Raw genomic sequence first — 24,132 nt, forward strand, 5'->3', positions numbered from 1 at the left:
TATCTTGCTTGAGATTAACAGTCGCGCAGGCGGCATGAATGTGTGATTGAAATTTAATCGTTTCAGGTGCCCGTGGCCTTGCCGCAGGACGCTTTGAGTGCCAAAACACCTTGCGATTTGTAAATGGAGGCTTTGTCGTGGAACAGGCAGAAATCGGTCTTATCGGTCTTGGCGTCATGGGTGCGAACCTTTCGCTCAACATTGCCGAAAAAGGCAACCGTATCGCAGTTTTCAACCGCACTCCGGAAGTGACCAAGAAATTTTACGCCGAAGCCGGCGACCTGCAGAAGAACATCGTTCCCTGCGAAACTTTGGAAGAATTTGTTGCCGCCATCCGCCCGCCGCGCCCGATCATCATCATGATCAAGGCAGGTGATCCGGTCGACCAGCAGATGGAACTCCTGAAGCCTTACCTGGCGAATGGCGACATCATGATCGACGCCGGCAACGCGAATTTCCGCGATACGATGCGTCGTTTCGACAATCTCAAGGACAGCGGCCTGACCTTCATCGGCATGGGCGTTTCCGGTGGTGAGGAAGGTGCTCGCCACGGTCCGTCGATTATGGTCGGCGGCACGGAAGAGAGCTGGAAGCGCGTCGAAAAGGTGTTGACCTCGATCTCGGCCAAGTTCAACGATGAGCCTTGCGTCGCATGGCTCGGCGAAAACGGTGCAGGCCACTTCGTCAAGACGATACATAACGGCATCGAATATGCCGACATGCAGATGATCGCCGAAATCTACGGCATCCTGCGCGATGGCCTGAAGCTTTCCGCGCCGGAAATTGGTCAGGTCTTCGGAAAGTGGAACACCGGCCGCCTGAACTCCTACCTGATCGAAATTTCCGAAAAGGTGCTTTCGGCTAAAGATCCGATTTCCGGCAAGCCGATGGTGGACGTCATTGTCGACCAGGCAGGCCAGAAGGGCACCGGCAAATGGTCGGTGATCGAAGCCCAGAACATGGGCGTCGCCGCAACCGCGATCGAAGCGGCTGTTGCCGGGCGTATCCTGTCCTCGCAGAAAGCCGAGCGTGAAGCTGCCGAAAAGATTCTTGGCCTGCCGCAGACGGCAGCCATGCCGAATACGGATGGCCTGAGCTTCCTCGACGACCTCGAAAATGCGCTGCTGGCCGCCAAGGTTGCTGCCTACGCGCAGGGTTTTGCCGTCATGGCCGCCGCCTCGAAAGAATATAACTGGAGCCTTCCGATGCCGACCATCGCCAAGATTTGGCGGGAGGGTTGCATCATCCGCTCGCAGTTCCTCGACGAGATCACTTCGGCCTTCACCAAGGATCCGGATGTCGCCAACCTGATCGTCACGCCTGCCTTTGCCAAGCTCGTCAACGACACCGACGCCTCGCTGCGCCGCGTCGTCTCGACGGCCGTGATGTCCGGCCTTTCGGTCCCGGCGCTGTCGTCGGCTCTGTCCTACTTCGACGCTTACCGTCGTGGTCGCGGCACCGCCAACCTCATCCAGGCACAGCGCGACTTCTTCGGCGCACATGGTTTTGATCGTGTCGATGGCGTCGACAAGCATCATGGCCCGTGGGGCAGCGGTCTGGCGGATTTCGCCTGATCTTCTGACATTGCAAAAGGCCCGTCTTCTGGCGGGCCTTTCTGCGTCTGCCGGTCGCAGGGATAAGAGGGCGATTGGCGGATATTGTTTATTCAAACTGTTTTTCGGAGGACGTTTCTATGGCCTGGAAACCGGCTGACAATCGCTACGACACGATGAAATATAACCGCTGCGGGCGGTCTGGCCTGAAGCTGCCGGCCATCTCGCTCGGTCTCTGGCACAATTTCGGCGATGACACGCCGCGCGAGCGCAAGGTAGCGATCTGCCGGCAGGCATTTGATCTCGGCATCACCCATTTCGATCTCGCCAACAACTATGGTCCGCTACCGGGCAGCGCCGAAACCGCTTTCGGCCAGATCCTGCGCGAGGATTTTGCCGGATATCGCGATGAGCTGATTATCTCGTCCAAGGCCGGTTACAACATGTGGCCCGGCCCTTACGGTGAATGGGGCAGCCGCAAATACCTGATCTCGTCCTGCGACCAGAGCCTGAAGCGCATGGGGTTGGATTACGTCGATATCTTCTATTCACATCGCTTCGACCCGGATACGCCGCTGGAAGAGACCTGTGGCGCGCTCGATCATATCGTCCGTTCGGGCAGGGCGCTCTATGTCGGTATCTCGTCCTACAATTCCAAGCGCACCCGTGAGGCAGCCGAAATCCTCAAGAGCCTTGGCACGCCGCTGCTCATCCACCAGCCCAGCTATTCGATGATCAACCGCTGGGTCGAGGAAGACAATCTCCTCAATACGCTGGATGAGGTTGGTGCAGGTTCGATCGTGTTCTCGCCGCTGGCGCAGGGCATGCTGACATCGAAATATCTCGGCGGCATTCCGCAAGACAGCCGCGCCGCTCAGGGCAAGTCGCTGCGTCCGGCTTTCCTCAACGAGAAGAATGTCGCCAATCTGCAGGCGCTCAACGCCATTGCCGAACGTCGTGGCCAAACGCTGGCGCAGATGGCGCTGGCCTGGGTGCTGCGCGGCGGTCGCGTCACAACGGCGCTGATCGGTGCCAGCCGCCCGGAACAGGTGGTGGATTGCGTCAAGGCGCTCGACAATCCGGATTTCACGGCAGAGGAACTGGCCGAGATCGATACCTTTGCGCGGGAAGCGGATATCAATCTCTGGGCAAAATCGGCCGAACTGAAGGCCTGATCAATAGCCGCCGGTATGTCTGTCATACCGGCGGATTTCCAATGTTTCGCATCAGCTTGTTGCGGCAAGCCATTCTGGATGCTTACGAAAATGTAATCTTGAGTTCATTTTCGGTTCATCAGTTGGCCGCTAGGGTTTCCTCATAGACAACAGAGGAAACACCGTCATGAAAAAGCTTGCAGCCGTTCTGCTCTCCGCCACTTTCATTTTCAGCCCGGTCGCATTTGCTTCGGCAGCCAATGCCGCGCCGCCGCACCATGATGACCGTCGCGACGATCGTCGTGTCGTGACGAAGAAGGTGATCAAGGAGCGCACTGTCGTCAAGAAGCGCTGGAGCCGTGGTCATCGTCTGAGCCCGGCCGAACGTCGCCATATGGCCGAAGTGCGTGATTACCGCCGTTACCGCCTGAATGCTCCGCCGCGCGGTTATCGCTGGGTGCGTGCCGACAATAACGAATTCCTGCTGATCGGCATCACCTCGGGCCTGATCTCTTCGATCATCGCCGGCCGTTAATCAGCCCTGATATAAGACGACCGGCAGGGAGTGCCTTCTTTCCCTGCCGGTCTAACCGTCTCCACCATGCGCGAGGAGGCGGTATTTTTATGCGCTATCAGGCCTTGCCGGACAGGCAGGTCTTCATCGATTCAGCGATGCCGCGCATCAGCTGGAAATAGAGGTCCGGACCTTCCTTCAAGGTCGCCGCTTCCGGATCGAGCGTACCGGCCTTGGCAGGCGTGCCTTCCAGAACGACATTGACCAGTTTTGGCGTGAATTGCGGTTCGGCGAAGACGCAGGTCGCACCGAGCTCCGTCACCTTCTTGTGAATCTGGCTGATGCGATCGGCACCCGGCAGCGTTTCCGGGCTGACCGTGATCGAGCCGGCCACCGTGACGTCATAACGCTTTTCAAAATACTGGTAGGCATCGTGGAAGACGATGAACGGCTTGTCCTTGACCGGAGCGACCGTGGCCTTGATTTCGGCATCCAGTTCATCGAGTTGACGCATCAGGCCGGCAGCGTTGTCTTCATACTGCTTGGCATGTTCCGGATCGGCTTCGGCGAGGCGCTTGGCGATTTCGCGGCCAATCACCTTGGCATTGATCGGATCCAGCCACACATGGGCGTCGAAACCACCATGCTCGTGGTCATGCTCGGCATGGGCGTCACCCTTGTCGTGGTCGGCCTCGGCGTGCTCGCCCTCATGTGCATGATCATGACCTTCGGCATGCTCACCTTCATGCTCGTGACCTTCATGACCGTGACCTTCATGACCGTGATCATGCGCTTCGAACGGGCCACCTTCGCGGAAAGGCAGTTTCTGGAGGTCGGGAGAATCCGACAGCGCCACAACGGTCTTCGAGCCGGCCAGCGCATCCAGCGGCTTGTCCAGAAAAGCTTCGAGGTTCGGGCCCATCCAGAAGATCAGGTCGGCATTCTGGATGGCGCGGGCATTCGAGGGTTTCATCGAATAGGTGTGTGGCGAGGCGGCCCCCTCGACAATCAGTCTCGGCTCGCCGACGCCCTTCATGATGGAGGCGACCAGCGAGTGGATCGGCTTGATCGAAACAACGACATCAGGCGTCTTGGCCGAGGCAGTCCCGGCCATCAGCAGCGCGAGAGAGGCTGCGAAGGTAGCGACGATGGGAGTGGCGACTGCTTTCATGCGGTTCTCCTTGCCCTTCGTTCAGGGCGGATTGGGCTGTGCGTACAATGTTGGCGCCTTGCAAAAAGCGCTCTGCATAACGATGTAATGTTATTACGTTCGTTGTGTTATGCTATAACGTGTGGCATAGCTGGTGGCAACATAGGACAGGAAGAAATTTATGCTGATGCAGACCGCGGCTGCCGAGCGCCAGAAAGGTGACGAACTGGTCACGATGGCCGGGGCCGGAATACGCAGGAACAGCCGCTGGCTGGTGCGTGGTGTCGACCTTTCCATTCATCGCGGCGAGATCGTTACCCTGATCGGGCCGAATGGTGCTGGCAAGTCCACCACTGCCAAGATGGCCATCGGTGTGCTGCGTGCCGACGAGGGCAAGGTAAACCGCAAGGCCGGTCTGACGATCGGCTACGTGCCGCAGAAACTCGCGATCGACTGGACGATGCCGCTCTCCGTGCGTCGGCTGATGCGGTTGACGGGCAAGCTGGATGATACGGCCTTGATGGCAGCGCTGACGGATGTCGGCATTCCGCACCTGGTCGATGCGGAAGTGCGTCATCTTTCCGGCGGCGAGTTTCAGCGTGCACTTCTGGCCCGCGCCATTGCCCGCAATCCTGATCTGCTCGTGCTCGACGAACCGGTTCAGGGCGTCGATTTTGCTGGTGAAAGTGCGCTTTACGAACTGATCCGTACCATTCGCCAGAAAACCGGCTGCGGCATTCTCCTGATCTCGCATGATCTTCACATGGTCATGGCCGATACCGATACGGTGATCTGCCTCAATGGCCATGTCTGCTGCCGTGGTACGCCGGAGGCTGTCAGCCGCAGCGACGATTACCGCCGCCTGTTCGGCAATGTCGGCGCAGGCCTTGCCGTCTACAGCCATCATCATGACCATACGCATCTGCCGGATGGCCGTGTGCAGCACAAGGATGGTTCGGTCACGGACCATTGCCATCCGGATGACGGTCACCATCACGATGGGCACGATCATCACACTCACCATCATCACGACCACTCGCATGCCCATGTAGAAGAAACCTCCACCAATCCCGTTCATGCCCATGACGGCAATCATACCAGTCAGCACGGGCACGTGGATGATGAGGGCGGAAAAAATTCCCATGCGCAGGCCGACCATGCGCATGCCGCCGGGGAGGGACATCGCCATGCTTGACGATTTCTTTTTTCGCGCGCTGCTGGCCGGTGTCGGTTTGGCTTTGACCACTGGACCGCTCGGCTGTTTTGTCGTCTGGCGGCGCATGGCTTATTTCGGCGATACGATCGCGCATTCGGCTTTGCTTGGTGTCGCGATGTCGCTGATGCTGGAGATCAACCTTCTCGTCAGCGTGTTTGCAGTTGCGGTGACCGTTTCGCTGTTGCTGCTGGTGCTGCAGAAACGTCAGGCGTTGTCCGCCGATGCGCTTCTCGGTATTCTATCGCACTCCACGCTGGCGATCGGCCTTGTTCTCGTCGCCTTCATGTCATGGGTGCGCATCGATCTGATTGCCTTCCTATTCGGCGATATTCTGGCGGTGACCCCGGCCGATATCGCGCTGATCTGGGGTGGCGGCCTTTTTGTGCTGGCGGCTCTTGTCGTGCTCTGGCGTCCGCTGATCGCTTCTACCGTCAGCGCGGATATCGCCGAGGCCGAAGGTTTGAAGCCGGAACGAGCACGGTTGCTGTTCATGCTGTTGATGGCGCTTGTCATCGCCATTGCCATGAAGATCGTCGGCATCATGCTGATCACCGCGCTTCTGATCATCCCGGCCGCGACCGCACGGCGGTTCTCATCGGCGCCCGAGGGCATGGCGGTTCTGTCGTCGGTGATCGGCGTCATTGCCGTGGTTGGCGGCTTGTTCGGTTCGCTGACCTATGACACACCGTCCGGGCCGTCGATTGTGGTGGTGGCGCTCATTCTCTTCATTCTCAGCCTGCTGCCGGGCAGGGCTAAAAACCTTGCTGGAGGCGGCACGACATCCGGAGGTCGCTCATGAATACGCCGACTTTGACCAAGAACCAGACGCTGGTGCTGGATGTGCTGAACCGTTCGGATGCGCCGCTCAGCGCCTATACGATCCTCGACAAGCTACGGGATCAGGGTTTTCGTGCGCCGCTGCAGGTTTACCGGGCGCTCGACAAGCTGATCGAGATGGGCATTGCCCACCGTCTCGAAAGCCTCAACTCGTTCGTTGCTTGCGCGCATGCCAATGAGAGCTGCTGCGGGCATGGCCACGGTCATGGTCATCACGGCACGGTGGCCTTTGCGATCTGCGAAAGCTGCGGGCAGGTGAACGAGTTCCATGACCATGCGATCGATGAGCGGCTGGCGAGCTGGAGCAAGGATCGCAAGTTCAAGCCGTCGAAAACGACGATCGAAATCCGCGGGCTTTGCGAAGCCTGCATGCACTGATTTTCAGGCGGCGCGATCGGCGAGAATGGTGCGGTTGCGGCCACGACGCTTGGCCTGATAAAGCGCCTTATCCGCCGCTTCCACCAGTTCACCGGCGGCACTGCCATCGTGGCGCGGTGTGGCCGAGGCTAGGCCGATGCTGACGGTGACATAACCGTTTCCATCCGGGCGGCCATGCGAGAGGCCAAGCTGGCTCATGGCGCGGTAAATGCGGCTGGCGGCGGTTTCCGCCTGTATCGTCTCAGTGTGGCGCAACAGCACGGCAAATTCCTCACCACCGAGACGGGCCGGCAGATCATTGTCGCCACGCGTCTGCCCTTCAATGGCGCGCGCCACCTGCTGAAGACAGGCATCCCCGGCGGGATGGCCAAATGAGTCATTGTAGCGCTTGAAGAAATCCACATCGATGACGAGAAGCGACATGGTTTCGCCCGAAACGAGGGCCTCCGTCCATGCTGCCTGTAAGAACTGCTCGAAACGGCGGCGGTTGGCGATGCCGGTCAGAGCATCCGTGTAGGAATAGGCGTTGAGCTGTTCGTTGATGCGGCGGACTTCCTGTGCGTTGAGGCGTTCGCGCAGCATCAGCAGGTATGCGTGGCGCAGATTGCCTTCCAGCCGGTAGTTGGCGACCAGCGTGATGACGCCCATTGCGGCCATGTAATAGACCGGCAGATTGCGTTCGCTCCAGTTGAGATCAGGCGTCGCATGCAGGAAAAACGCGGTGACCACGCAACAGCCGATGGTCGTCGCAAGGGCGGCGTTGAAGCCGATATGCAGCACGATATTGGCGCCGATGACGATCAGGCCGAAACTGAAGGCGGCGTAATGGGCTTCATCTGACGTGGCGATGTAGAGCAGATAATTCGAGCCGACGGCGATGAGGATGGCGCAGCAGGTGAGAACCGAGTCGCGGATCCATTGTGGCGGGCTGCGGCGCAGCCAGAACAGGGCCGCAAGGCAGATCGGTGTGACGATGCAGAGCCTGATCAGTGCCGACATGCCGAGGATTTCCGGCCTTGTGATGGCATCGATGATCATGAAACCGTTGAAGAACACAAGGGCGAACAGGCCCGCGACGATGGTTTGGCGATTGCGGTCGGCGGCGGTGTCCGTCTGGAACACAGCTTCCACCACCGGATCGAAGCTGAGCGGCCGGTTGTTGCGGGCAAGATGCCGACCGACGCGATCCAGAAGGGCGGTCGTGTTCTGCTGGGACTGTTCAGGTGTATCGTTCATCGGTGTCCATGGCGGTCGCGCGACATCGCGGCGGGCGTCATTACATTCATCAATGGTAATATATGATATGTGTGAAGCAAAGGCTTCATGTCAGCGTGAACGAGTGGTTAAACTGTTCTCAAAGCGGACGCAGGTCTGCGGCAAAACGCTGCCAGTTCTTGACGTAATTGTCGGCAGAGACTTTCAGTTTCGTAATCGCTTCCGCATCGAGCGTGCGGATGGCGCGGGCGGGGGAGCCGACGATCAGCGAGCCGTCGGGAAACGCCTTGCCTTCGGTCACCAGCGCATTGGCGCCGACGAGGCAGTTGTTGCCGATTTTCGCGCCGTTGAGGATTGTGGCACCCATGCCGATCAGAGAATTGTCGCCGATCGTGCAGCCGTGAATGATGGCGTGATGGCCAATGGTGCAGCCTTCACCGATCGTTGCCGGATAGCCCATGTCGGTGTGGAGCATGGCGCCTTCCTGGATGTTGGTGCGCGCGCCTACCGAAATCAGTTCGTTATCGCCGCGCAGCACCGCGCCAAACCAGATGCCGACATCTTCGCCCAGTGAAACCTTGCCGATGACATGCGCATCCGGCGCCAGCCAATAACGGTCGGCGGCGGGCGTGTCCGGCTGAAAGTCTCCAAGGGCGTAAAGCGGCATTCCGGGTCTCCACAAAGGGACGTTAAACGACGGTCAGTTCCAGACGACCGACACCGGCCGCTTCGCAGACCACCTTGTCGCCCTTGACGACGGCACCGACGCCGGCGGGGGTGCCGGTCATGATGATGTCGCCGGCGGCCAGTTCGAACTGTTTTGACAGTTCGGCGATGATTTCCGGCAGTTTCCAGATCATCTGGTTCATGTCGCCGTTCTGCTTGCGGTCGCCGTTGACCTCCAGCCAGATGGCGCCTTCCTGCGGATGACCGACCTTGGCGACAGGCAACAGGGCCGATACGGGTGCGGACTTTTCAAAGGCCTTGGCGACTTCCCAGGAACGACCGGCCTTTTTCATCTGATCCTGCAGGTCACGGCGGGTGAAATCGATGCCGACACCGTAACCGTAGACGCATTCGAGCGCGTCCTGTGCGTCGATGTCGCTGCCGCCGGCCTTCAGCGCCATGACGAGTTCGACTTCGAAATGCACATTGGATGAGAGCGGCGGGTAAGGAAAGGTTTCGCCGTTATAGACGTTGTCGGCGTTCTTCTGGAAAAAGAACGGTGCCTCGCGGGACGGATCATGGCCCATTTCGATGGCGTGGTCGGCATAGTTGCGGCCGACGCAATAGACCCGGCGGACCGGAAACTTTTCAGACGTGCCTTCGACTTCGAGGAGGACGGGGGCGGGCATGGGGATGACGGTTGCGGTCATGATGAAAAAGTCCTCCTGTGAAAAGCAAATCGCCAATAAAAATGGCAAGGCCTTTGTTCCGTATATTTTTGCGCAATCATAGCCCCTTTTGACGGTGGGTGGACGGAACTGGCCAAACTTTTTTGTTTGCTGTATGAGCAGGCCACATCCTCAAGGACCTTGCCATGTATGCAAACGCGCTGAAGCGCGGCGAAAAGATATTTGCCGTTGCCCCGATGATCGACTGGACGGACCGGCACTGCCGTTTCCTGCACCGGCAGTTGTCGAAGCGTGCTGTTCTGTTCACGGAAATGGTGGTGGCGGATGCGATCATCCATGGCAATCGTGACCGGCTGCTGGGATTTTCGCCCCAGGAACATCCCGTAACCTTGCAGCTTGGCGGTTCGGACCCTGTAAAGCTAGCGGAAGCGATCCGTATTGCTGCCGATTACGGTTATGATGAAATCAATCTCAATGTCGGTTGTCCTTCCGACCGTGTGCAGTCCGGCACGTTCGGTGCCTGCCTGATGCGCGATGCCGGGCAAGTGGCAAAGCTGGTCGAGGCGATGAAGGCGGTGGCATCGGTTCCAGTGACGGTGAAATGCCGCATCGGCGTGGATGATCAGGAGCCGGAAACCGTGCTGCCGGACTTTTTGACCCGCATGATCGGGGCAGGGGCTGACGCGATCTGGATCCATGCGCGAAAAGCCTGGCTGCAGGGACTGTCGCCGAAGGAAAACCGCGATATCCCGCCGCTGGATTACGATCTCGTCTATCGCATGAAACGCGAAAACCCGGATGTGTTTCTCGGCATCAATGGCGGCATTGTCGATCTCGAACAGGCGGCTGACCATCTGGCCGTGATGGACGGGGTGATGCTGGGGCGGGCTGCCTATCACAATACCGGACTGCTGGCCGGTGTGGATTCATTGATTGCGGGTTCGAGTCCTGCAGGGGTCCACACCCCTGAAGTCGACTGGCTGGCCCTGCGTGACACGATGAGGGCCTATGCCGAGGAGGTCATGGCTTCCGGTGCCCGGCTGAACCATGTGACGCGGCATATGGTTGGGCTGTTTCAGGGCTATGCCGGTGCGCGTCGTTTCCGCCAGATCCTGTCGTCCGATGCGACGAAGCCGGGTGCGACGACGAATGTGATTGCCGAGGCCTTCGCTGCCGTCGATCTCGAGGCCGGACCGAAACGGCAGGCAATCGCCGCCGAATAAAGGTTCAGCGCATCGGCTTTACGCCGGGCAGGGATGTCGTGCCGGGAAGCGGTGTCGGTTTGGGTTCCATCTCGACGGGTGGTGCACCGGGCGGATTGACCAGCGCCAGAATGAGCTGATGCACGGCACCGCCGGGCGACAGTTCCACAGCGTCGAAATCACGGCCGCGCTGGCGCTGTTCGTCGGACAGTTTTTTCAGCCTTGCCTGCAGCACTTCGCGCACCTTCGTGCATTTCGGATCGTTTTCAGCGGTCAGGCCGAGGCTAAAGGCCTGGATCTTTTCCACCATCTCGACGATGTGCTGGCCGTGGACGCGCTCGTGTTTTTCCACGCCTTCGATAAAATTCGTCCAGCGGGTTTTGGTCTCTCCGGTCAGCGAGGCCGGGCCTTTCGGCATAGTGTAGATGATGGTGAGGCTGGGGCGCGCCACCGCCAGCGTGCAGGCGCCGTTCGGTTGCGGGCGATAATCGCGGGTCCAGAGCAGCTTGAAGGTTGTATGCGCAATCGCCTGTCCGACACCGGCGGCCGGGCCACGCTCACCGATCGACTGGTAAAGCTCGATACCGGTCTTGCCGGTGACGGAATAGGTTTTGACCTGTTCGGCCGGTTGCCAGTTTCTTGTGCCTTGCGCACCGGCGTGGGCGGGCATGGCCATAAGGACGGCGAGCGTGATGGCGGTGCGGCGGATAGCATGCTTCATGGGCTTTGTGTCGCTTGGCTGGCGTGCGGTGTCAACGGCCGATGCGGTCTGTGATTGACGGGCAGAGTCATCCCTTGGTGATCTTCGATTTTCAAAAAACGCCCGCTGTCGTTGCGGGTTATGCGGCCGGGGCACGTCCTGTGCCTCCTAATTCAATTTTATAATGGCGCACGACGTGCCCCGTTCGGTGGTTTTTCCGCGCAACTCCGGTCCTTCTGCGGCGGCCCTGTTCTCGTTTTTATAACCGTCGGGCCGGTTTGTGTGCGACACACGCACGCCCCGCCATCTTTCAGACGAGAGGAAGACCATTTTCTGCGCAGCCCCGCATGGATCACCTGCATCAGGGTGTCCCATGCGATCACCGGCTCTATCTCGCCGGCAATGCGGACCGGTGTAGCCGAAACAGAACGCGTGAAGTATCGCACATCCCCGAAATACGTGGATGAACTCGGAGTCAAGATATTGATATCGTTGAATCGACCCCTCAAAACGTCCCCGGGCTTTTGTCAATTTCCCTAGCTTTCAGGTGACGATGCGCTCTCTTGTCTGCGTCATCCCGGCCCTGAGCCGGGATCTAGCCACCGCGCGTCTGCGTGGTGAGAGAACTCTTCCTTCGGCCGGACCGTCGTCGAGTCTATCGTGCCGCAGACGCGACGCCGCTGGATTCCGGCACAAGGCCGGAATGACGGAGAAAAGTAGGCCGAACTTAGCAGGATAGCCGAAGGCAATCACCAATCCGCCAACTGGCGAGCGTATCAGTCCCTCACCACCGTCATCAGCATGTCCCACATGTCGGCGCCGGTCTCGAATACAGAGGCATTGGCGGCAAAGCCGGTCTCGACCTGCAGCACATCCAGCATGTCTTGCGTGAGATTGCTGTCGTAACCCGGTGTCGAGGCGTTGGCGATGTTTTGCGCGGCCGTGGAAAGGCGGTTGGTCTCGGTCTGCATGCCGAAGACGGATGTGTTGAGAGCGGCTGTGATCGTCATCGCCAAAAATCCCGATAGAATGGTCAAACCTCTTATGCCCGGAATGATTTCAACGAAGGATGAAGCCGGAGGGTAAACAGGACACGGCGCATGCACCGGCTTTTGTGCCTTTTCGAGATTTATTTGCAGGCCACGAACGGAAAAGGCCCGCACGAAGGCGGGCCTTGGAAAACCTTATGGCTGGATGGCCGATCAGGCCTTGGCGCTGCCGCGACGATGAATGGCGCGGGCGGCGAAGAAGCCGGCGACCAGTGCCAGCACGGTCGACATGGTGGCATTCTTCACGCCGTTATCCTTGGTGATGGCGCGGACCTGGATGGAGCCCGGCTGCGGAGCTGCCGGCGCGCTGCCGCCGCCGATAAACAGGCCGCTGGCAAAAAACACGACAATGGCGACGGCCACGCCGCCGAGAAGGGCGCGCGGGTTCTTGAACATGCTGGTGCTCACTTGGATACTTCCTCTTGCAGTCTTCTGATTGTTTTAGACGCCGACGACGCTCACGCGCTGCGAGGAGCGGGACGCGATGCAGGCTTCGGCGGAAAATAGTCAGCCGGTCGCCAAAGGCAATGAGGGGAGCAGGGGCAGATGTGAAATAGGGGGAATTCCCCCTGTCCGGTCAGGCTCTTAATCGGTGGGGGAGGTTTGTGACCTACTTCGCCCGGCCAGCTTTGCCGGGTTTGGCAGCCGGTTTGGCTGCTGCATCTTCCTCGTTACGGGCGAGGCGCAGGGCGCGCAGCTTTTCGGTCTTTTTTTCGCGTGCCGTTACTTCCGCATCGATAATGTTGCGGACGACCGAATTGGTCTGGTCTGTTTTCTGCTGGGCCGAGAGTTTTGCCGGTTTGGCAAATGGGTCTTTCATAGCGGACATGGTTACCTCCCGCTTGAGATATGGTCGGTCATTCGCGGCCGCAAAGACGGTAGGCGCGCGACGAAAACGCCGCGCGATACCTGATCATCAGCGACCGCCGCGGGCGGCGGGAACCTTTTTCTTCGGAGCCGGCAGCAGACCTTCGCGCTGAGCCTGCTTGCGGGCCAGCTTGCGGGAACGACGAATGGCCTCGGCCTTTTCGCGAGCGCGCTTTTCCGAAGGCTTTTCAAAAGCCTGGCGCGCCTTCATTTCACGAAAGACGCCTTCGCGCTGCAGCTTCTTTTTCAGCACGCGCAGTGCCTGTTCGACGTTGTTGTCCCTGACGAGTACTTGCAACAAATTCTCCTTCTTGTGGCGGACCGATCGCCGCCGTTTCTGTGCGTCACCTTTAACGAAATGCGACTGGATGGCTGAAATGCCAGTGGGCTGAAACCCGGAACGTGACCGGCGAAAAAAACGAAAGGCCGGGACGGGTCCCGACCTTTGTAGCGCCAAAGCGTTCTGCTTGCCAGTTCATCCGTGGTCAAGCGCCGTCTTTGACGAAAACTTTTTAGGCAGCCTGCAGGTTATCGGCCGAGCTCTTGCCCGAACGCTTGTCCTGAACGATGTCATAGGTAACCTTCTGACCATCGTTGAGGCCACGCAGACCGGCGCGTTCAACGGCGGAAATGTGGACGAAAACGTCCTGGCCGCCGTTATCCGGCTGAATGAAGCCGTAACCCTTGGTGCTGTTGAACCATTTTACAGTGCCGGTATTCATAACGATCTTCCTCTAATCGTTGTGGGTTACCGGTCGCAATTGACCGGCGTTTAAATCGACGATGAAGGGAGATCGGTAGAGCCGCGATAGGCTACGGACGAGTCACAAGCAAAGTACGATGCGACTCAAGATAGAGATTTGACGCGAACCGGCAAGACCGTATCGCGAATAAAATATACGTCCGGTTGAAATTGCAGGTTGTCCGGTGTTTCAGGCTTTTTGGCGGCGGAGCATCGTATCATGTCTGTATAGCGGCAAATCGGGTAGATTTCCCGTCTGCATGACAAATGCAAAAGGCCCGCACGGGAGCGGGCCTTTCGACTGTCTTAAAGAATTGCCGTTTATTCAGCGGCTTCCTGATAGTCTTCCAGCGGTGGGCAGGAGCAGATCAGGTTGCGGTCGCCATAAACGTTGTCGACGCGGTTGACGGGCGACCAGTACTTGTCCACCCGGAACGCGCCCGGCGGGTAGCAGGCCTGTTCGCGGGAATAAGGACGATCCCATTCGCCGACGAGGTCTTCCACCGTGTGGGGAGCGTTCTTCAGTGGGTTGTTGGTCTTGTCCATCCGGCCTTCTTCGATGGCGCGGGCTTCCTCGCGGATCGCCAGCATCGCATCGCAGAAACGGTCGAGTTCGGCCTTGGTTTCCGATTCGGTCGGCTCGACCATCAGCGTGCCGGCAACCGGGAAACTCATGGTCGGGGCGTGGAAACCGCAATCGATCAGGCGCTTGGCGATATCGTCCACAGTCACGCCCGCAGAGGCGTTGAGCGGACGCGTGTCGAGGATGCATTCATGCGCTACGCGACCGGCTTCCGACTTGTAGAGCACGTCGTAGGCGCCCTTGAGGCGAGCCGCGATATAGTTGGCGTTGAGGATTGCCACCTTGGTGGCCTGCGTCAGACCTTCGCCGCCCATCATCAGAGTGTAGGACCAGGAGATCGGCAGGATCGACGGCGAGCCGAACGGGGCCGCCGACACTGCGCCTTCACGGCCATCCCATTGCAGGTGACCCGGAAGATGAGCCGCCAGGTGCGCCTTGACGCCGATCGGACCCATGCCGGGACCGCCGCCGCCATGCGGGATGCAGAAGGTCTTGTGGAGGTTTAAGTGCGACACGTCGGAGCCGATGTCGCCGGGACGGGCAAGGCCGACCATGGCGTTCATGTTGGCGCCGTCGAGATAGACCTGACCGCCGTGTTTGTGGGTAATCTCGCAGATTTCCTTGACCGTTTCCTCGAACACGCCATGCGTGGACGGGTAGGTGATCATGCAGCAGGACAGGTTTGCCGAATGCTGTTCCGCCTTGGCGCGGAAATCTTCCAGATCGATATCGCCGTTGTCACGAACTTTCACGACCACGACCTTCATGCCGACCATCTGTGCCGAGGCCGGGTTGGTGCCATGCGCGGAGGTGGGGATGAGGCAGACGTCGCGATGGGCGTCGCCATTGGCGATGTGGTAATTGCGGATCGTCAGCAGGCCCGCATATTCGCCCTGCGCGCCGGAATTCGGCTGCATGGAGAAGGCGTCGTAACCGGTGATCTGGCAGAGCTTTGCCGACAGATCGTCGATCATTTCCTTGTAGCCCAAGGCCTGATCCTGCGGAACGAAAGGATGGATGTCCGAAAATTCCGGCCAGGTGATCGGCAGCATTTCCGCGGTCGCGTTCAGCTTCATCGTGCAGGAACCGAGCGGGATCATCGACCGGTCAAGCGCGAGGTCGCGGTCCGACAGGCGGCGGATGTAGCGGGTCATCTCGCTTTCGGCCCGGTTCATGTGGAAGATCGGATGGGTCATGTAATCCGATTTCCGCAGCATATCCTTCGGCAGGCGGTACTCGACTTCGAAGTCGGATACCTTGAAGTCGCCACCGAATGCGCGCCAGACGGCTTCGAGCGTGACCGGACGGGTGCGCTCGTCGAGCGACATGCCGACCTTGGTCTCGCCGATCTTGCGCAGGTTGACGCCTTCGGCGACGGCGGCACGCAGGATGAGGCCCTGCATGTGGCCGACTTCGACGGTGATGGTGTCGAAGAATGCGGCAGGTTCGATCGTATAACCGAGCTTTTCGAGGCCCTTGGCCATCAGCACGGCCTTCTTGTGGACCTGCTGGGCAATGGCTTTCAAACCATCCGGGCCGTGGAAGACGCCGTACATGGAGGCCATGACGGCGAGCAGGACCTGCGCGGTGCAGATGTTTGACGTCGCCTTTTCGCGGCGGATATGCTGTTCGCGGGTCTGGAGAGACAGGCGATAGGCGCGGTTGCCGCGGGCATCGACCGAAACGCCGACCAGACGGCCGGGCATGGCGCGCTTGTGGGCATCCTTGACCGACATATAGGCGGCGTGCGGGCCACCGTAACCGACCGGCACGCCAAAACGCTGGGTGGTGCCGATGGCGATATCGGCGCCCATTTCGCCGGGCGATTTCAAAAGCGTCAGCGCCAGAAGATCGGCAGCGACGGCAGCGACCGCACCGGTCTGATGCAGGCGGGCGATCAGGCCGGAGAAATCACGGACGTGGCCCTGCGTGCCCGGATACTGGAAGATTGCGCCAAACACGTCGACCGGGTCAAGATCGGTCATCGGATCACCGATCACGACCGACCAGCCGAGCGGTTTTGCGCGGGTTTCGATCAGTGCGATGGTCTGCGGATGGCAGGCGGCGTCGACGAAGAAGGCCGTTGCCTTCGACTTTGCCTGACGCTGGCAAAGCGCCATGGCTTCGGCGGCTGCGGTCGCTTCATCGAGCAGCGAGGCATTGGCGACATCGAGACCGGTGAGGTCGCAGATCATCGTCTGGAAGTTCAGAAGCGCTTCGAGGCGGCCTTGCGAAATTTCCGGCTGGTAGGGCGTATAGGCCGTGTACCATGCCGGGTTTTCCAGAATGTTGCGCTGGATGACCGGCGGCGTGACGGTGCCGTAATACCCCTGTCCGATCAACGAGGTCAGGACCTGGTTCTTGTTGGCGGTCTCGCGCAGCTTGTCGAGTGCTTCGCGCTCAGTAAGGGCGGCACCCCATGCGAGCGGCGTCTGCTGGCGGATGGAGGCGGGGACGGTTGCCTCGATCAGGCCGTCGAGCGACTTGTAGCCGATGACTTTCAGCATCGCTGTCATTTCGGACGGCGAGGGGCCGATATGGCGGCGATTGGCGAAATCGTACGGATCGTAATCCGTGAAGTGGAAATCGGTGCTGTCGTTCATCCGATGAGGTCCTTGTAGGCGGCTTCGTCCATCAGGCTGTCGATATCGGAGACGTTCTTGAGCTTGAGCTTGAAGAACCATGCGGCGGCCTGCGGGTCGGAATTGACCAGCGACGGGTCATCGACGATCGCCTGGTTGACTTCAACGACTTCGCCATCGAGCGGGGAATAGACGTCGGAGGCAGCCTTGACGCTTTCGACGGTGGCGGCATTGCCGTCCTTGGTGAGTTCGGCGCCGACTTCCGGCAGTTCAACGAAAACGAGATCGCCGAGCTGGTCGGCAGCGTGCTGGGTGATGCCGACGGTGGCGACATCGCCCTCGAGTTTCAGCCATTCGTGTTCGGCGGTGAATTTCAGCATGGATTTGTTCCTCTGGTATTGTTCGTTGTGTGGCGTGTGTTTGGTTGGCTGTGCTGCCGGGGCTTGCCCCTCACCCTAACCCTCTCCCCGTTTTGACGGGGAGAGGGGACTTGCCTTGCTCGACGGTCGAGATCGTGGCGAAGGTGTTGCCACATCGGCCTTCTCCCCGTGACAACGGGGAGAAGGTGCCGACAGGCGGATGAGGGGCAGGCTCCTTGTTCCAGTGTCAGCGTTTGTATGTCGGCGTGATGAACGGAAGCGATGCCACCGTCATCGCCAGATATTTACCGCGCACTTCGGCATAAACCTGCGTGCCAGCAGCGACATGCGATACCGGCAGATAACCCATGGCGACCGGGCCTTCGACGGTCGGGCCAAACGTGCCGGACGTGACTTCGCCGAGTTCCGTCTGGCCGTCAGCATCCGCAAACAGTTTGGCGTGGCTGCGCACCGGTGCCTTGCCTTCCGGCTTCAGGCCGACGCGGCGGCGGGTGGTGCCGTTGGCGAGTTCACCCAGGATGCGATCCGCGCCCGGAAAGCCACCTTCGCGGTCGCCGCCGGCCTTGCGGGCCTTTTGCAGCGCCCATTCGAGCGAGGCTTCGATCGGCGAGGTGGTGGTGTCGATGTCGTTTCCGTAGAGACACAGACCGGCTTCGAGACGCAGGCTGTCACGGGCGCCGAGGCCGATGGCTTCGCAATCCGGGTGTTCGAGCAAGGCGTTGGCGACGTCGACGGCGTGCGCTTCCGGTACGGAGATCTCAAAACCGTCCTCACCGGAATAACCGGAGCGGGAGATGATGCAGGGCACGTCGTGCAGCGGCACTTCGACCACGTCCATGAACTTCATGGCGGAGACGCCGGCCCAGAGTTCGGCCAGAACCGCTTCGGCGCGCGGGCCCTGCAGGGCGATGAGCGCACGATCTTCGAGAAGAGTGACTTCGCAATCGGTCAGGTTCGCCTTCATGTGGGCGAGGTCCTGATTCTTGCAGGCGGCGTTGACGACGACCAGCAGATGATCGCCGCGATTGGTGATCATCAGGTCATCGAGGATGTTGCCGTTGTCATCGGTGAAGAAGCCGTAACGCTGGCGGCCTTCCTTCAGGCCGAGAATATCGACGGGGACGAGCTTTTCGAGCGCCAGCGCCGCATCGGCATATGCGCCGGACTTCGCCTTCACGATGACCTGGCCCATGTGCGAGACGTCGAACAGGCCGGCAGCGGCGCGGGTATGAAGGTGCTCCTTCATGACGCCGAGCGGATACTGGACGGGCATGTCATATCCGGCAAACGGCACCATTTTCGCGCCAAGCGAAACGTGCAGGGCGTGCAGCGGGGTGATTTTCAGAACTGCTTGATCGTCCAAAAAAGACGCCTCCAGGTTTTTGGCCGCGCCTGAAAAACAGGTCGCACGCCGGCTCAGATTAGGACGTAAAATTGCTACGTCGGTTTCGAGCCCCCTCTGTCCTTGTCGCCTGAGATTGTTATCCCTTCGGCGAGCCCCCGGTTAAACGGTTGCTTCTCTCCAGAGTTCCTGCAGTTTTCCCGTGGTCCTTTTGCCTGAGAGTTTCCGGGGCGGTTGCTCCTTCGGCTCCGCATTGAAGCGGTTTCTCCCTACGGGTCGATCGGCATTATCGATGAAGCCATAGGCTTGGCAAGTGGCAAAGGTCGCAACCGGCGAATTATTTGTCGCGCTGCGATATTTTCCGGATGCCGAGATTATCGGGCGGCGGGAACATTTGCACTGTGCCGCGCATTGAGGCGGCATTGCCGCTCGACTGATTTCAGAAGGAAAATTCGATGCCACGCTTCTTGACCGTTCCGGCCATCCTGACCGCAGCCATCGTATTGCCGGCGCTGCTCCCGATAAAAGTTCAGGCCGCCGATATGGTGCGCTGGCAGGAGCCGCCGCGTGCGAAAACCGTTCGGCCGCACAAAACGCGGCATGTGGTGCGCACGACCTATCGCGAAACTTACAGTCATGAGTGCGAATATCTGCGGATCGATTATCGGGAAGGGCGCCGGGAGATCGTGCGCAATTGTCACCGGCCAGTGTTTTGAGCCGGTTTGAGTTACACCCCCGTCGTCATCCTCGCCCTTGTGGCGGGGATCCAGCCACCGCGCGTCTGCGCGGTGAGAGGCGGCACCTCAAAGTGAACTGCTGCGCAGTCTATCACGCCGCAGACGCGGCGTTGCTGGATCCCGGCTCAAGGCCGGGATGACGGGGAATTCGGGGTAACGGCAGAGAAAACGAAACGCCCTACTCGTCCAGTTCGCGATAAGCGGCGGCAACGTGCTGAAACGTTGTCTGCTGTTGCGGCGGACGATCGGAAATCATCACGTCGACGGAGATGTTGGCCGGCGGGATCAGGCCGGGTTCCTCGATCTCGCCTACATTCTGGGCACGGCGCAGATTGCGGTCGGCATCCTTCTGGGTGCGCTTGACCTGCTCCTTGGAGCCGACGTGATGGATCACGCGCACATTTTCCAGCGCATAAGCGGCAAAATTGGCATTGACGGGTATGACGGTGGACATGACGCTTGAACTCCCTGTGGATGGAAACGTATGCTCGACCTCTTGGTTCCGAATTAAGCCGTCGCTTCGCATTTTAGCGATAGGCGGCTTTTCCAGTGTTTTATCAGGATTTTGACGTGAATTCCATGATTCTCGTGGCCGTCGGCGGCGCTGTCGGGTCAGTCTTTCGTTACCAGGTCGGTCTGTGGGCGCTGCGATTGTTCGGGCCCCTGTTTCCTTGGGGGACATTGCTGATCAATATTGCCGGCTCTTTCGTCATCGGACTTCTAACGGAAATGATCCTGCGCCGTTTTGGCGGCTCGACCGAGATGCGGCTGCTGCTGGTGACCGGCCTGTGCGGCGGCTTTACGACCTTTTCGTCGTTCTCGCTGGAGTTTGTCGGGCTGGTGGAGCGCGGTGCGATACCCATGGCCATCGCTTATGTCGCCGCAAGCGTGATCCTGTCGATCGCGGGCACATTTCTTGGCCTGTTCATCGGCCGCATGGCGTTTTGAACAGCGTTGAGGCCGATTTGCACTTCCGTTAGACCCGCCTGATGCTCTAAAGGCTGCCTCAAAGGCCGCGTTCGGCCACAATAATAATAGAAAGAGTTCCGATGGCAGGCATCGAGCATATCTCCGTCGAGGCGGACGAAGCGGGCATGCGCCTCGACCGCTGGTTCAAGATCCATTATCCGGGCCTCGGTTTCGGACCGCTGCAAAAGCTGCTGCGTTCCGGTCAGGTGCGCGTCGATGGCGGTCGCGTGAAGAGCGATACGCGTGTGCAGCAGGGGCAGGTGGTGCGCGTGCCGCCGATGGATACGGATGCCAAGAAAGGCCCGATCGCCGGCAAGGATCTGAAACACGGCAGCGATTACGAGCTTCTGCAGCGCATGGTGCTGCATGAGGACGACAAGGTGATCGTGCTGAACAAGCCCGCCGGCCTTGCCGTGCAGGGCGGTTCGGGCGTGACGCGCCATATCGACCAGATGCTGGAGGCATGGACCAACCAGAAGGGCGAAAAGCCGCGTCTTGTGCATCGCCTCGACCGCGATACATCCGGTGTGCTGGTGATTGCCCGCACCCGAGGTGCCGCCCAGAAACTGACGGCCGCTTTTCGCGAGCGCGACACCAAGAAGACCTACTGGTCGCTGGTGAAGGGTGTGCCGCGCAAGCGCTCCGACAAGCTTTCGACATGGCTGGTGAAAGAACAGACGCCGGATGGCGACCGCATGCGCATCGCCAAACATGGCGAGGCGGACGCCGATCACGCCGTCTCCTATTACCGTGTGCTGGAAACGGCGGCGCAATCGCTCTCATGGCTCGAGATGGAGCCCTATACGGGCCGTACCCACCAGCTGCGTGTGCATGCGCTTTATATCGGTCACCCGATCATCGGCGATCCAAAATATCAGGATGACGATATCAACTGGCCATTCCCGGGCGGCATCCAGAAGAAGCTGCACCTGCATGCCCGCCATATCGACATTCCACATCCGAACGGCGGACGTCTGCGTGTGACCGCGCCTTTGCCGCCGCATATGGTTCAGAGCTGGAACCTGCTTGGTTTCGACATGGAAAACGGCGCGCGGGACGACGAGGAATGAAGCTCGTTCTTTTCGACTGCGACGGCACGCTGGTCGACAGCGCCGGGCTGATCCACGAAACCATGCGCCGCACCTTTGTCGCCTTCAACAAGCCGGAGCCGAGTTTCGAGGCGACCAAATCGATCATTGGGCTGACGCTCGATATCGCCATTGCCCGGATTGACGGTAAGGCACATGCCGATGACGAAGCCGTGGCGATGATGGCGCATTACAAGTCGCTGTTTACCGTCGTGCGCACCGACCTCGACTTTAAGGAACCGTTGTTCGACGGTATCGAGGACCTCCTGGAGGCGATCGGCCCGCGTGATGATCTGCTGATCGGCGCTGTTACCGGAAAATCCCGCCGCGGGCTGGATATGGTGATGAATACTCATGCATTCGGCAAATATTTCGTCGTTGGCCGCACCGCCGATGATTGCCCGTCGAAACCGCACCCGGCCATGGTGACCGAATGCTGCGACGTGATGGGTGTGGCACCGACCAATACCCTTGTCATCGGTGATGCCATCTACGATATGCAGATGGCAAAAGCGGCTGGCGCGACCGCCATCGGTGTTGCCTGGGGTTATGCCTCGATTGCCGAACTGAACGAGGCGGGTGCCGACCATATCGTTCACCATCCACGCGAATTGCTGCCGCTGATCGGCTGAGGTTTTTATGCGCGACATTCTTTCCGACACGAATATCGAACTCACCCACGAGGATCCGACGCGGCGCGCGCAGATCCAGATGCAAAAGCCGCTGCCGAAGCGGTTTTACAAGGATGTAACGGTCGCAGTGTCTGACGATGGTCACGCCATTCATCTCGACGGTCGGGCAGTGAAGACGCCGGCGAAAAACCAGCTTGTTGCCCCGACGGCAGCGCTGGCTGACCTCTTGCGCGGCGAATGGGACGAGCAGACGGAGGTCGTCAATCCGGCGACCATGCCGATCACCCGCCTCGTCAACACCGCGATTGACGGCATTGCCAGCGATCCGCAGGCCGTGGTGGAAGACATGCTGCGCTTTTCTGCAAGCGACGCGCTCTGTTACCGCGCCGATCAGCCGGAGGGTCTGGTCGAGCGCCAGCGCGCTCAGTGGGATCCGGTTTTGGACTGGGCCGCAAACGATCTCGGCGCGCGTTTCATCCTGATCGAAGGCATCATGCCGCAGGAACAGCCGCGCGAGGCGATTTCCGCCTTTGGTGCGCGTCTGCGCAACCACGAAAGCCCGGTGGCGCTGGCGGCACTGCACACGATCACGTCGCTGACCGGTTCGGCCATTCTGGCGCTGGCCTTTGCCGAAGGTCGTCTTTCCATGGACGAGGCCTGGGCGCTTGCCCATCTCGACGAGGACTGGACGATCGAGCACTGGGGCACGGACGAGGAAGCGGAAGCGCGCCGCGCCAATCGGTATGTGGACATGACGGCGGCGGCGCAGAGTTTTCAGGCGCTGAAATCCTAACCGGATCGGTTGCTGTTTAACCGAATTCTAACCGTGAAAGCGGATCATCCCGGATGTGTCGTCATCCGGGCTTTGTATCCATGTTCCGCTCCGCCTGCCGTCTTCTGATCGTTGTGTCCGCCGCGCTTCCGCTGATGTCCTTCAGCATGAAGACGGCGGAGAATACCCGTGGCAGCGGGCCGCTTTACGATGTCCGTGGCGCGTTCGTGGCGGCCAAGCCGGACATTCCCGCCGGCCTGATCGCCGGGACAGATCGGCGCATCGACGCTGCCATTCGCTCGACCGTGCGCAGCATGTCGCTGCCGCGTGCCATTCTGACCGTGCGGATCACCCGCGCCGCTGGCCTGCCGATCCTGTTCGGGCGGCGTCATGAGGCGAAGGTGACGGTGGACGCGACCTCGGTGACCACGGGTGAGCGGATTGCCAGTGCAACGTTTACGGTTTCGACCACGGTCTTCGGCAAGGACAATGGGGGTGAGGATGCCCTGGCGGCAAGGATTGCCGACCGGGTGGCAGCCGAGTTCAAGCTCAATGGTGGACGCCAGACAACTATCGCTTCGGCGCTGGCCGGACGCTGATTTTTGATGTTGGCGTCACTGTTTCGCCGCGCCGATTGATTTCCTGACAGTTTCGGTGGAGTTTGATGTGTGCCAATTTCGGCATGGCGCGTGAGGTGCGCGATTCTCGTCAGGGAGAGACACATGCAGTTTTTCGACAGATTGGGTGCATATCGCCCGCAGGCGCTGGCCGTGCTGCGTATCATCGCGGCGTTGCTGTTCATCGAACACGGCACGATGAAGCTGTTCGGGTTTCCGGCGGCGATGGGTGAGGGCGCACTTCCGCCGCTGATGCTGGTTGCAGCACTGCTGGAAGTGATCGGCGGCGCGCTGCTGGTGATCGGCCTGTTCACGCGGCCGGTGGCCTTCATTCTCGCCGGCCAGATGGCGGTGGCCTATTTCATGGCGCATGCGTCGAAGGGTTTCTGGCCGGCGCTGAACGGTGGTGAGCCTGCCATCCTGTTCTGCTTCATCTTCCTGTATCTGGTCTGCGCAGGGCCGGGTGCATGGGCTGTGGACAAGCGCTGAATGCAAAAC

28 protein-coding genes and 2 riboswitches are annotated in these 24,132 nt (G+C 59.9%); of the genes, 14 read left to right on the forward strand and 14 right to left on the reverse strand.

The features are described from left to right. Positions 1-137: 137 nt before the first annotated feature. The 3 genes from gndA to ACRQ1B_RS05685 all read left to right on the forward strand — a co-directional run bounded on the left by gndA (position 138) and on the right by ACRQ1B_RS05685 (position 3,242). Positions 138-1,574 carry an NADP-dependent phosphogluconate dehydrogenase gene (gndA, locus tag ACRQ1B_RS05675; protein WP_432292671.1) on the forward strand — a complete coding sequence of 479 codons (1,437 nt, stop codon included), beginning with the start codon at positions 138-140 and terminating at the stop codon, positions 1,572-1,574. A gap of 119 nt (positions 1,575-1,693) precedes the next feature. Next, on the forward strand, positions 1,694-2,728 hold the full coding sequence (gene mgrA / locus ACRQ1B_RS05680) for an L-glyceraldehyde 3-phosphate reductase (RefSeq protein WP_432292672.1): 1,035 nt from the start codon (positions 1,694-1,696) through the stop codon (positions 2,726-2,728). A 166-nt stretch (positions 2,729-2,894) separates the two neighbouring features. Continuing rightward, positions 2,895-3,242 carry an RcnB family protein gene (locus ACRQ1B_RS05685; RefSeq protein ID WP_432292673.1) on the forward strand — a complete coding sequence of 116 codons (348 nt, stop codon included), beginning with the start codon at positions 2,895-2,897 and terminating at the stop codon, positions 3,240-3,242. Positions 3,243-3,339: 97 nt separating this feature from the next. On the opposite strand, the gene znuA is transcribed toward ACRQ1B_RS05685, so the two are convergent. Next, complete coding sequence (gene znuA / locus ACRQ1B_RS05690) at positions 3,340-4,392, reverse strand: zinc ABC transporter substrate-binding protein ZnuA (protein ID WP_432292674.1); 1,053 nt, start codon at positions 4,390-4,392, stop codon at positions 3,340-3,342. A 166-nt stretch (positions 4,393-4,558) separates the two neighbouring features. Between znuA and ACRQ1B_RS05695 the strand changes: the two genes are divergently transcribed. The 3 genes from ACRQ1B_RS05695 to ACRQ1B_RS05705 are packed head-to-tail and all read left to right on the forward strand — an operon-like array spanning position 4,559 to position 6,802. Beyond that, positions 4,559-5,566: an ATP-binding cassette domain-containing protein gene (locus ACRQ1B_RS05695; RefSeq protein WP_432293821.1), complete on the forward strand. Its 1,008-nt coding sequence runs from the start codon at positions 4,559-4,561 to the stop codon at positions 5,564-5,566. Continuing rightward, complete coding sequence (gene znuB / locus ACRQ1B_RS05700; RefSeq protein ID WP_432292675.1) at positions 5,559-6,386, forward strand: zinc ABC transporter permease subunit ZnuB; 828 nt, start codon at positions 5,559-5,561, stop codon at positions 6,384-6,386. Before ACRQ1B_RS05695 ends, znuB begins: the two co-directional genes overlap by 8 nt. Beyond that, positions 6,383-6,802: a Fur family transcriptional regulator gene (locus tag ACRQ1B_RS05705; protein ID WP_432292676.1), complete on the forward strand. Its 420-nt coding sequence runs from the start codon at positions 6,383-6,385 to the stop codon at positions 6,800-6,802. Before znuB ends, ACRQ1B_RS05705 begins: the two co-directional genes overlap by 4 nt. Before the next feature lie 3 nt (positions 6,803-6,805). Here ACRQ1B_RS05705 and ACRQ1B_RS05710 read toward each other — a convergent pair whose 3' ends face one another. From ACRQ1B_RS05710 to ACRQ1B_RS05720, 3 genes are all read right to left on the reverse strand, one after another. Continuing rightward, positions 6,806-8,038: a GGDEF domain-containing protein gene (locus ACRQ1B_RS05710; protein ID WP_432292677.1), complete on the reverse strand. Its 1,233-nt coding sequence runs from the start codon at positions 8,036-8,038 to the stop codon at positions 6,806-6,808. A 118-nt stretch (positions 8,039-8,156) separates the two neighbouring features. Then, positions 8,157-8,684, reverse strand: a complete 528-nt coding sequence (locus ACRQ1B_RS05715) for a gamma carbonic anhydrase family protein (protein ID WP_432292678.1) — start codon at positions 8,682-8,684, stop codon at positions 8,157-8,159. Between the two features lie 22 nt (positions 8,685-8,706). After that, positions 8,707-9,393 carry a fumarylacetoacetate hydrolase family protein gene (locus ACRQ1B_RS05720; protein ID WP_432292679.1) on the reverse strand — a complete coding sequence of 229 codons (687 nt, stop codon included), beginning with the start codon at positions 9,391-9,393 and terminating at the stop codon, positions 8,707-8,709. A gap of 164 nt (positions 9,394-9,557) precedes the next feature. On the opposite strand from ACRQ1B_RS05720, the gene dusA reads away from it, so the two are divergent. After that, complete coding sequence (dusA, locus tag ACRQ1B_RS05725) at positions 9,558-10,595, forward strand: tRNA dihydrouridine(20/20a) synthase DusA (protein WP_432292680.1); 1,038 nt, start codon at positions 9,558-9,560, stop codon at positions 10,593-10,595. A gap of 4 nt (positions 10,596-10,599) precedes the next feature. Here dusA and ACRQ1B_RS05730 read toward each other — a convergent pair whose 3' ends face one another. The 9 genes from ACRQ1B_RS05730 to gcvT form a co-directional block, all read right to left on the reverse strand. Continuing rightward, the gene (locus ACRQ1B_RS05730) at positions 10,600-11,250 is read right to left on the reverse strand and encodes a DUF922 domain-containing Zn-dependent protease (RefSeq protein ID WP_432293822.1); all 651 of its coding nucleotides are present in this window, start codon (positions 11,248-11,250) and stop codon (positions 10,600-10,602) included. 800 nt (positions 11,251-12,050) lie between these two features. Continuing rightward, positions 12,051-12,284, reverse strand: coding sequence for a flagellar basal body protein (locus tag ACRQ1B_RS05735; RefSeq protein WP_432292681.1), 234 nt, complete (start codon positions 12,282-12,284; stop codon positions 12,051-12,053). A gap of 192 nt (positions 12,285-12,476) precedes the next feature. Then, positions 12,477-12,731, reverse strand: coding sequence for a hypothetical protein (locus ACRQ1B_RS05740; RefSeq protein ID WP_432292682.1), 255 nt, complete (start codon positions 12,729-12,731; stop codon positions 12,477-12,479). A 202-nt stretch (positions 12,732-12,933) separates the two neighbouring features. Beyond that, positions 12,934-13,152: a hypothetical protein gene (locus ACRQ1B_RS05745; RefSeq protein ID WP_432292683.1), complete on the reverse strand. Its 219-nt coding sequence runs from the start codon at positions 13,150-13,152 to the stop codon at positions 12,934-12,936. Between the two features lie 87 nt (positions 13,153-13,239). After that, on the reverse strand, positions 13,240-13,488 hold the full coding sequence (gene rpsU, locus ACRQ1B_RS05750) for a 30S ribosomal protein S21 (RefSeq protein WP_432292684.1): 249 nt from the start codon (positions 13,486-13,488) through the stop codon (positions 13,240-13,242). Positions 13,489-13,702: 214 nt separating this feature from the next. After that, positions 13,703-13,912, reverse strand: coding sequence for a cold-shock protein (locus ACRQ1B_RS05755; RefSeq protein ID WP_427572560.1), 210 nt, complete (start codon positions 13,910-13,912; stop codon positions 13,703-13,705). A 341-nt stretch (positions 13,913-14,253) separates the two neighbouring features. Then, positions 14,254-17,118 (reverse strand): aminomethyl-transferring glycine dehydrogenase, encoded by a 2,865-nt coding sequence (gene gcvP / locus ACRQ1B_RS05760; RefSeq protein WP_432292685.1) that lies wholly within the window; start codon positions 17,116-17,118, stop codon positions 14,254-14,256. Then, positions 17,115-17,477 (reverse strand): glycine cleavage system protein GcvH, encoded by a 363-nt coding sequence (gcvH, locus tag ACRQ1B_RS05765; protein WP_153354829.1) that lies wholly within the window; start codon positions 17,475-17,477, stop codon positions 17,115-17,117. The genes gcvP and gcvH overlap by 4 nt, the downstream gene beginning before the upstream one ends. A gap of 226 nt (positions 17,478-17,703) precedes the next feature. Next, on the reverse strand, positions 17,704-18,840 hold the full coding sequence (gene gcvT / locus ACRQ1B_RS05770) for a glycine cleavage system aminomethyltransferase GcvT (protein WP_432292686.1): 1,137 nt from the start codon (positions 18,838-18,840) through the stop codon (positions 17,704-17,706). An 86-nt stretch (positions 18,841-18,926) separates the two neighbouring features. After that, positions 18,927-19,013: riboswitch (glycine riboswitch) on the reverse strand. Further along, a riboswitch (glycine riboswitch) is annotated at positions 19,014-19,100 on the reverse strand. 174 nt (positions 19,101-19,274) lie between these two features. Here gcvT and ACRQ1B_RS05775 point away from each other — a divergent pair. Beyond that, positions 19,275-19,535, forward strand: a complete 261-nt coding sequence (locus ACRQ1B_RS05775; RefSeq protein WP_432292687.1) for a hypothetical protein — start codon at positions 19,275-19,277, stop codon at positions 19,533-19,535. Between the two features lie 199 nt (positions 19,536-19,734). Here ACRQ1B_RS05775 and ACRQ1B_RS05780 read toward each other — a convergent pair whose 3' ends face one another. Beyond that, a complete protein-coding gene (locus ACRQ1B_RS05780; protein ID WP_432292688.1) occupies positions 19,735-20,010 on the reverse strand; it encodes a hypothetical protein in 276 nt (91 codons plus the stop codon). 116 nt (positions 20,011-20,126) lie between these two features. On the opposite strand from ACRQ1B_RS05780, the gene crcB reads away from it, so the two are divergent. The 6 genes from crcB to ACRQ1B_RS05810 all read left to right on the forward strand — a co-directional run bounded on the left by crcB (position 20,127) and on the right by ACRQ1B_RS05810 (position 24,123). Further along, on the forward strand, positions 20,127-20,504 hold the full coding sequence (gene crcB / locus ACRQ1B_RS05785) for a fluoride efflux transporter CrcB (RefSeq protein WP_432292689.1): 378 nt from the start codon (positions 20,127-20,129) through the stop codon (positions 20,502-20,504). Positions 20,505-20,605: 101 nt separating this feature from the next. Continuing rightward, positions 20,606-21,595 (forward strand): RluA family pseudouridine synthase, encoded by a 990-nt coding sequence (locus tag ACRQ1B_RS05790; protein WP_432292690.1) that lies wholly within the window; start codon positions 20,606-20,608, stop codon positions 21,593-21,595. Further along, entirely contained in the window at positions 21,592-22,245 is a 654-nt protein-coding gene (locus tag ACRQ1B_RS05795) for an HAD-IA family hydrolase (RefSeq protein WP_432292691.1), read from the forward strand. The genes ACRQ1B_RS05790 and ACRQ1B_RS05795 overlap by 4 nt, the downstream gene beginning before the upstream one ends. Positions 22,246-22,252: 7 nt before the next feature. Beyond that, the gene (locus tag ACRQ1B_RS05800) at positions 22,253-23,038 is read left to right on the forward strand and encodes an ATP12 family chaperone protein (RefSeq protein WP_432292692.1); all 786 of its coding nucleotides are present in this window, start codon (positions 22,253-22,255) and stop codon (positions 23,036-23,038) included. Positions 23,039-23,118: 80 nt separating this feature from the next. Further along, on the forward strand, positions 23,119-23,616 hold the full coding sequence (locus ACRQ1B_RS05805; protein ID WP_432292693.1) for a hypothetical protein: 498 nt from the start codon (positions 23,119-23,121) through the stop codon (positions 23,614-23,616). Between the two features lie 123 nt (positions 23,617-23,739). Then, positions 23,740-24,123: a DoxX family protein gene (locus ACRQ1B_RS05810; RefSeq protein WP_432292694.1), complete on the forward strand. Its 384-nt coding sequence runs from the start codon at positions 23,740-23,742 to the stop codon at positions 24,121-24,123. The last annotated feature ends 9 nt before the right edge of the window (positions 24,124-24,132 follow it).

Source organism: Endobacterium panacihumi (assembly GCF_050847465.1).
Lineage (GTDB): Bacteria > Pseudomonadota > Alphaproteobacteria > Rhizobiales > Rhizobiaceae > Neorhizobium > Neorhizobium panacihumi.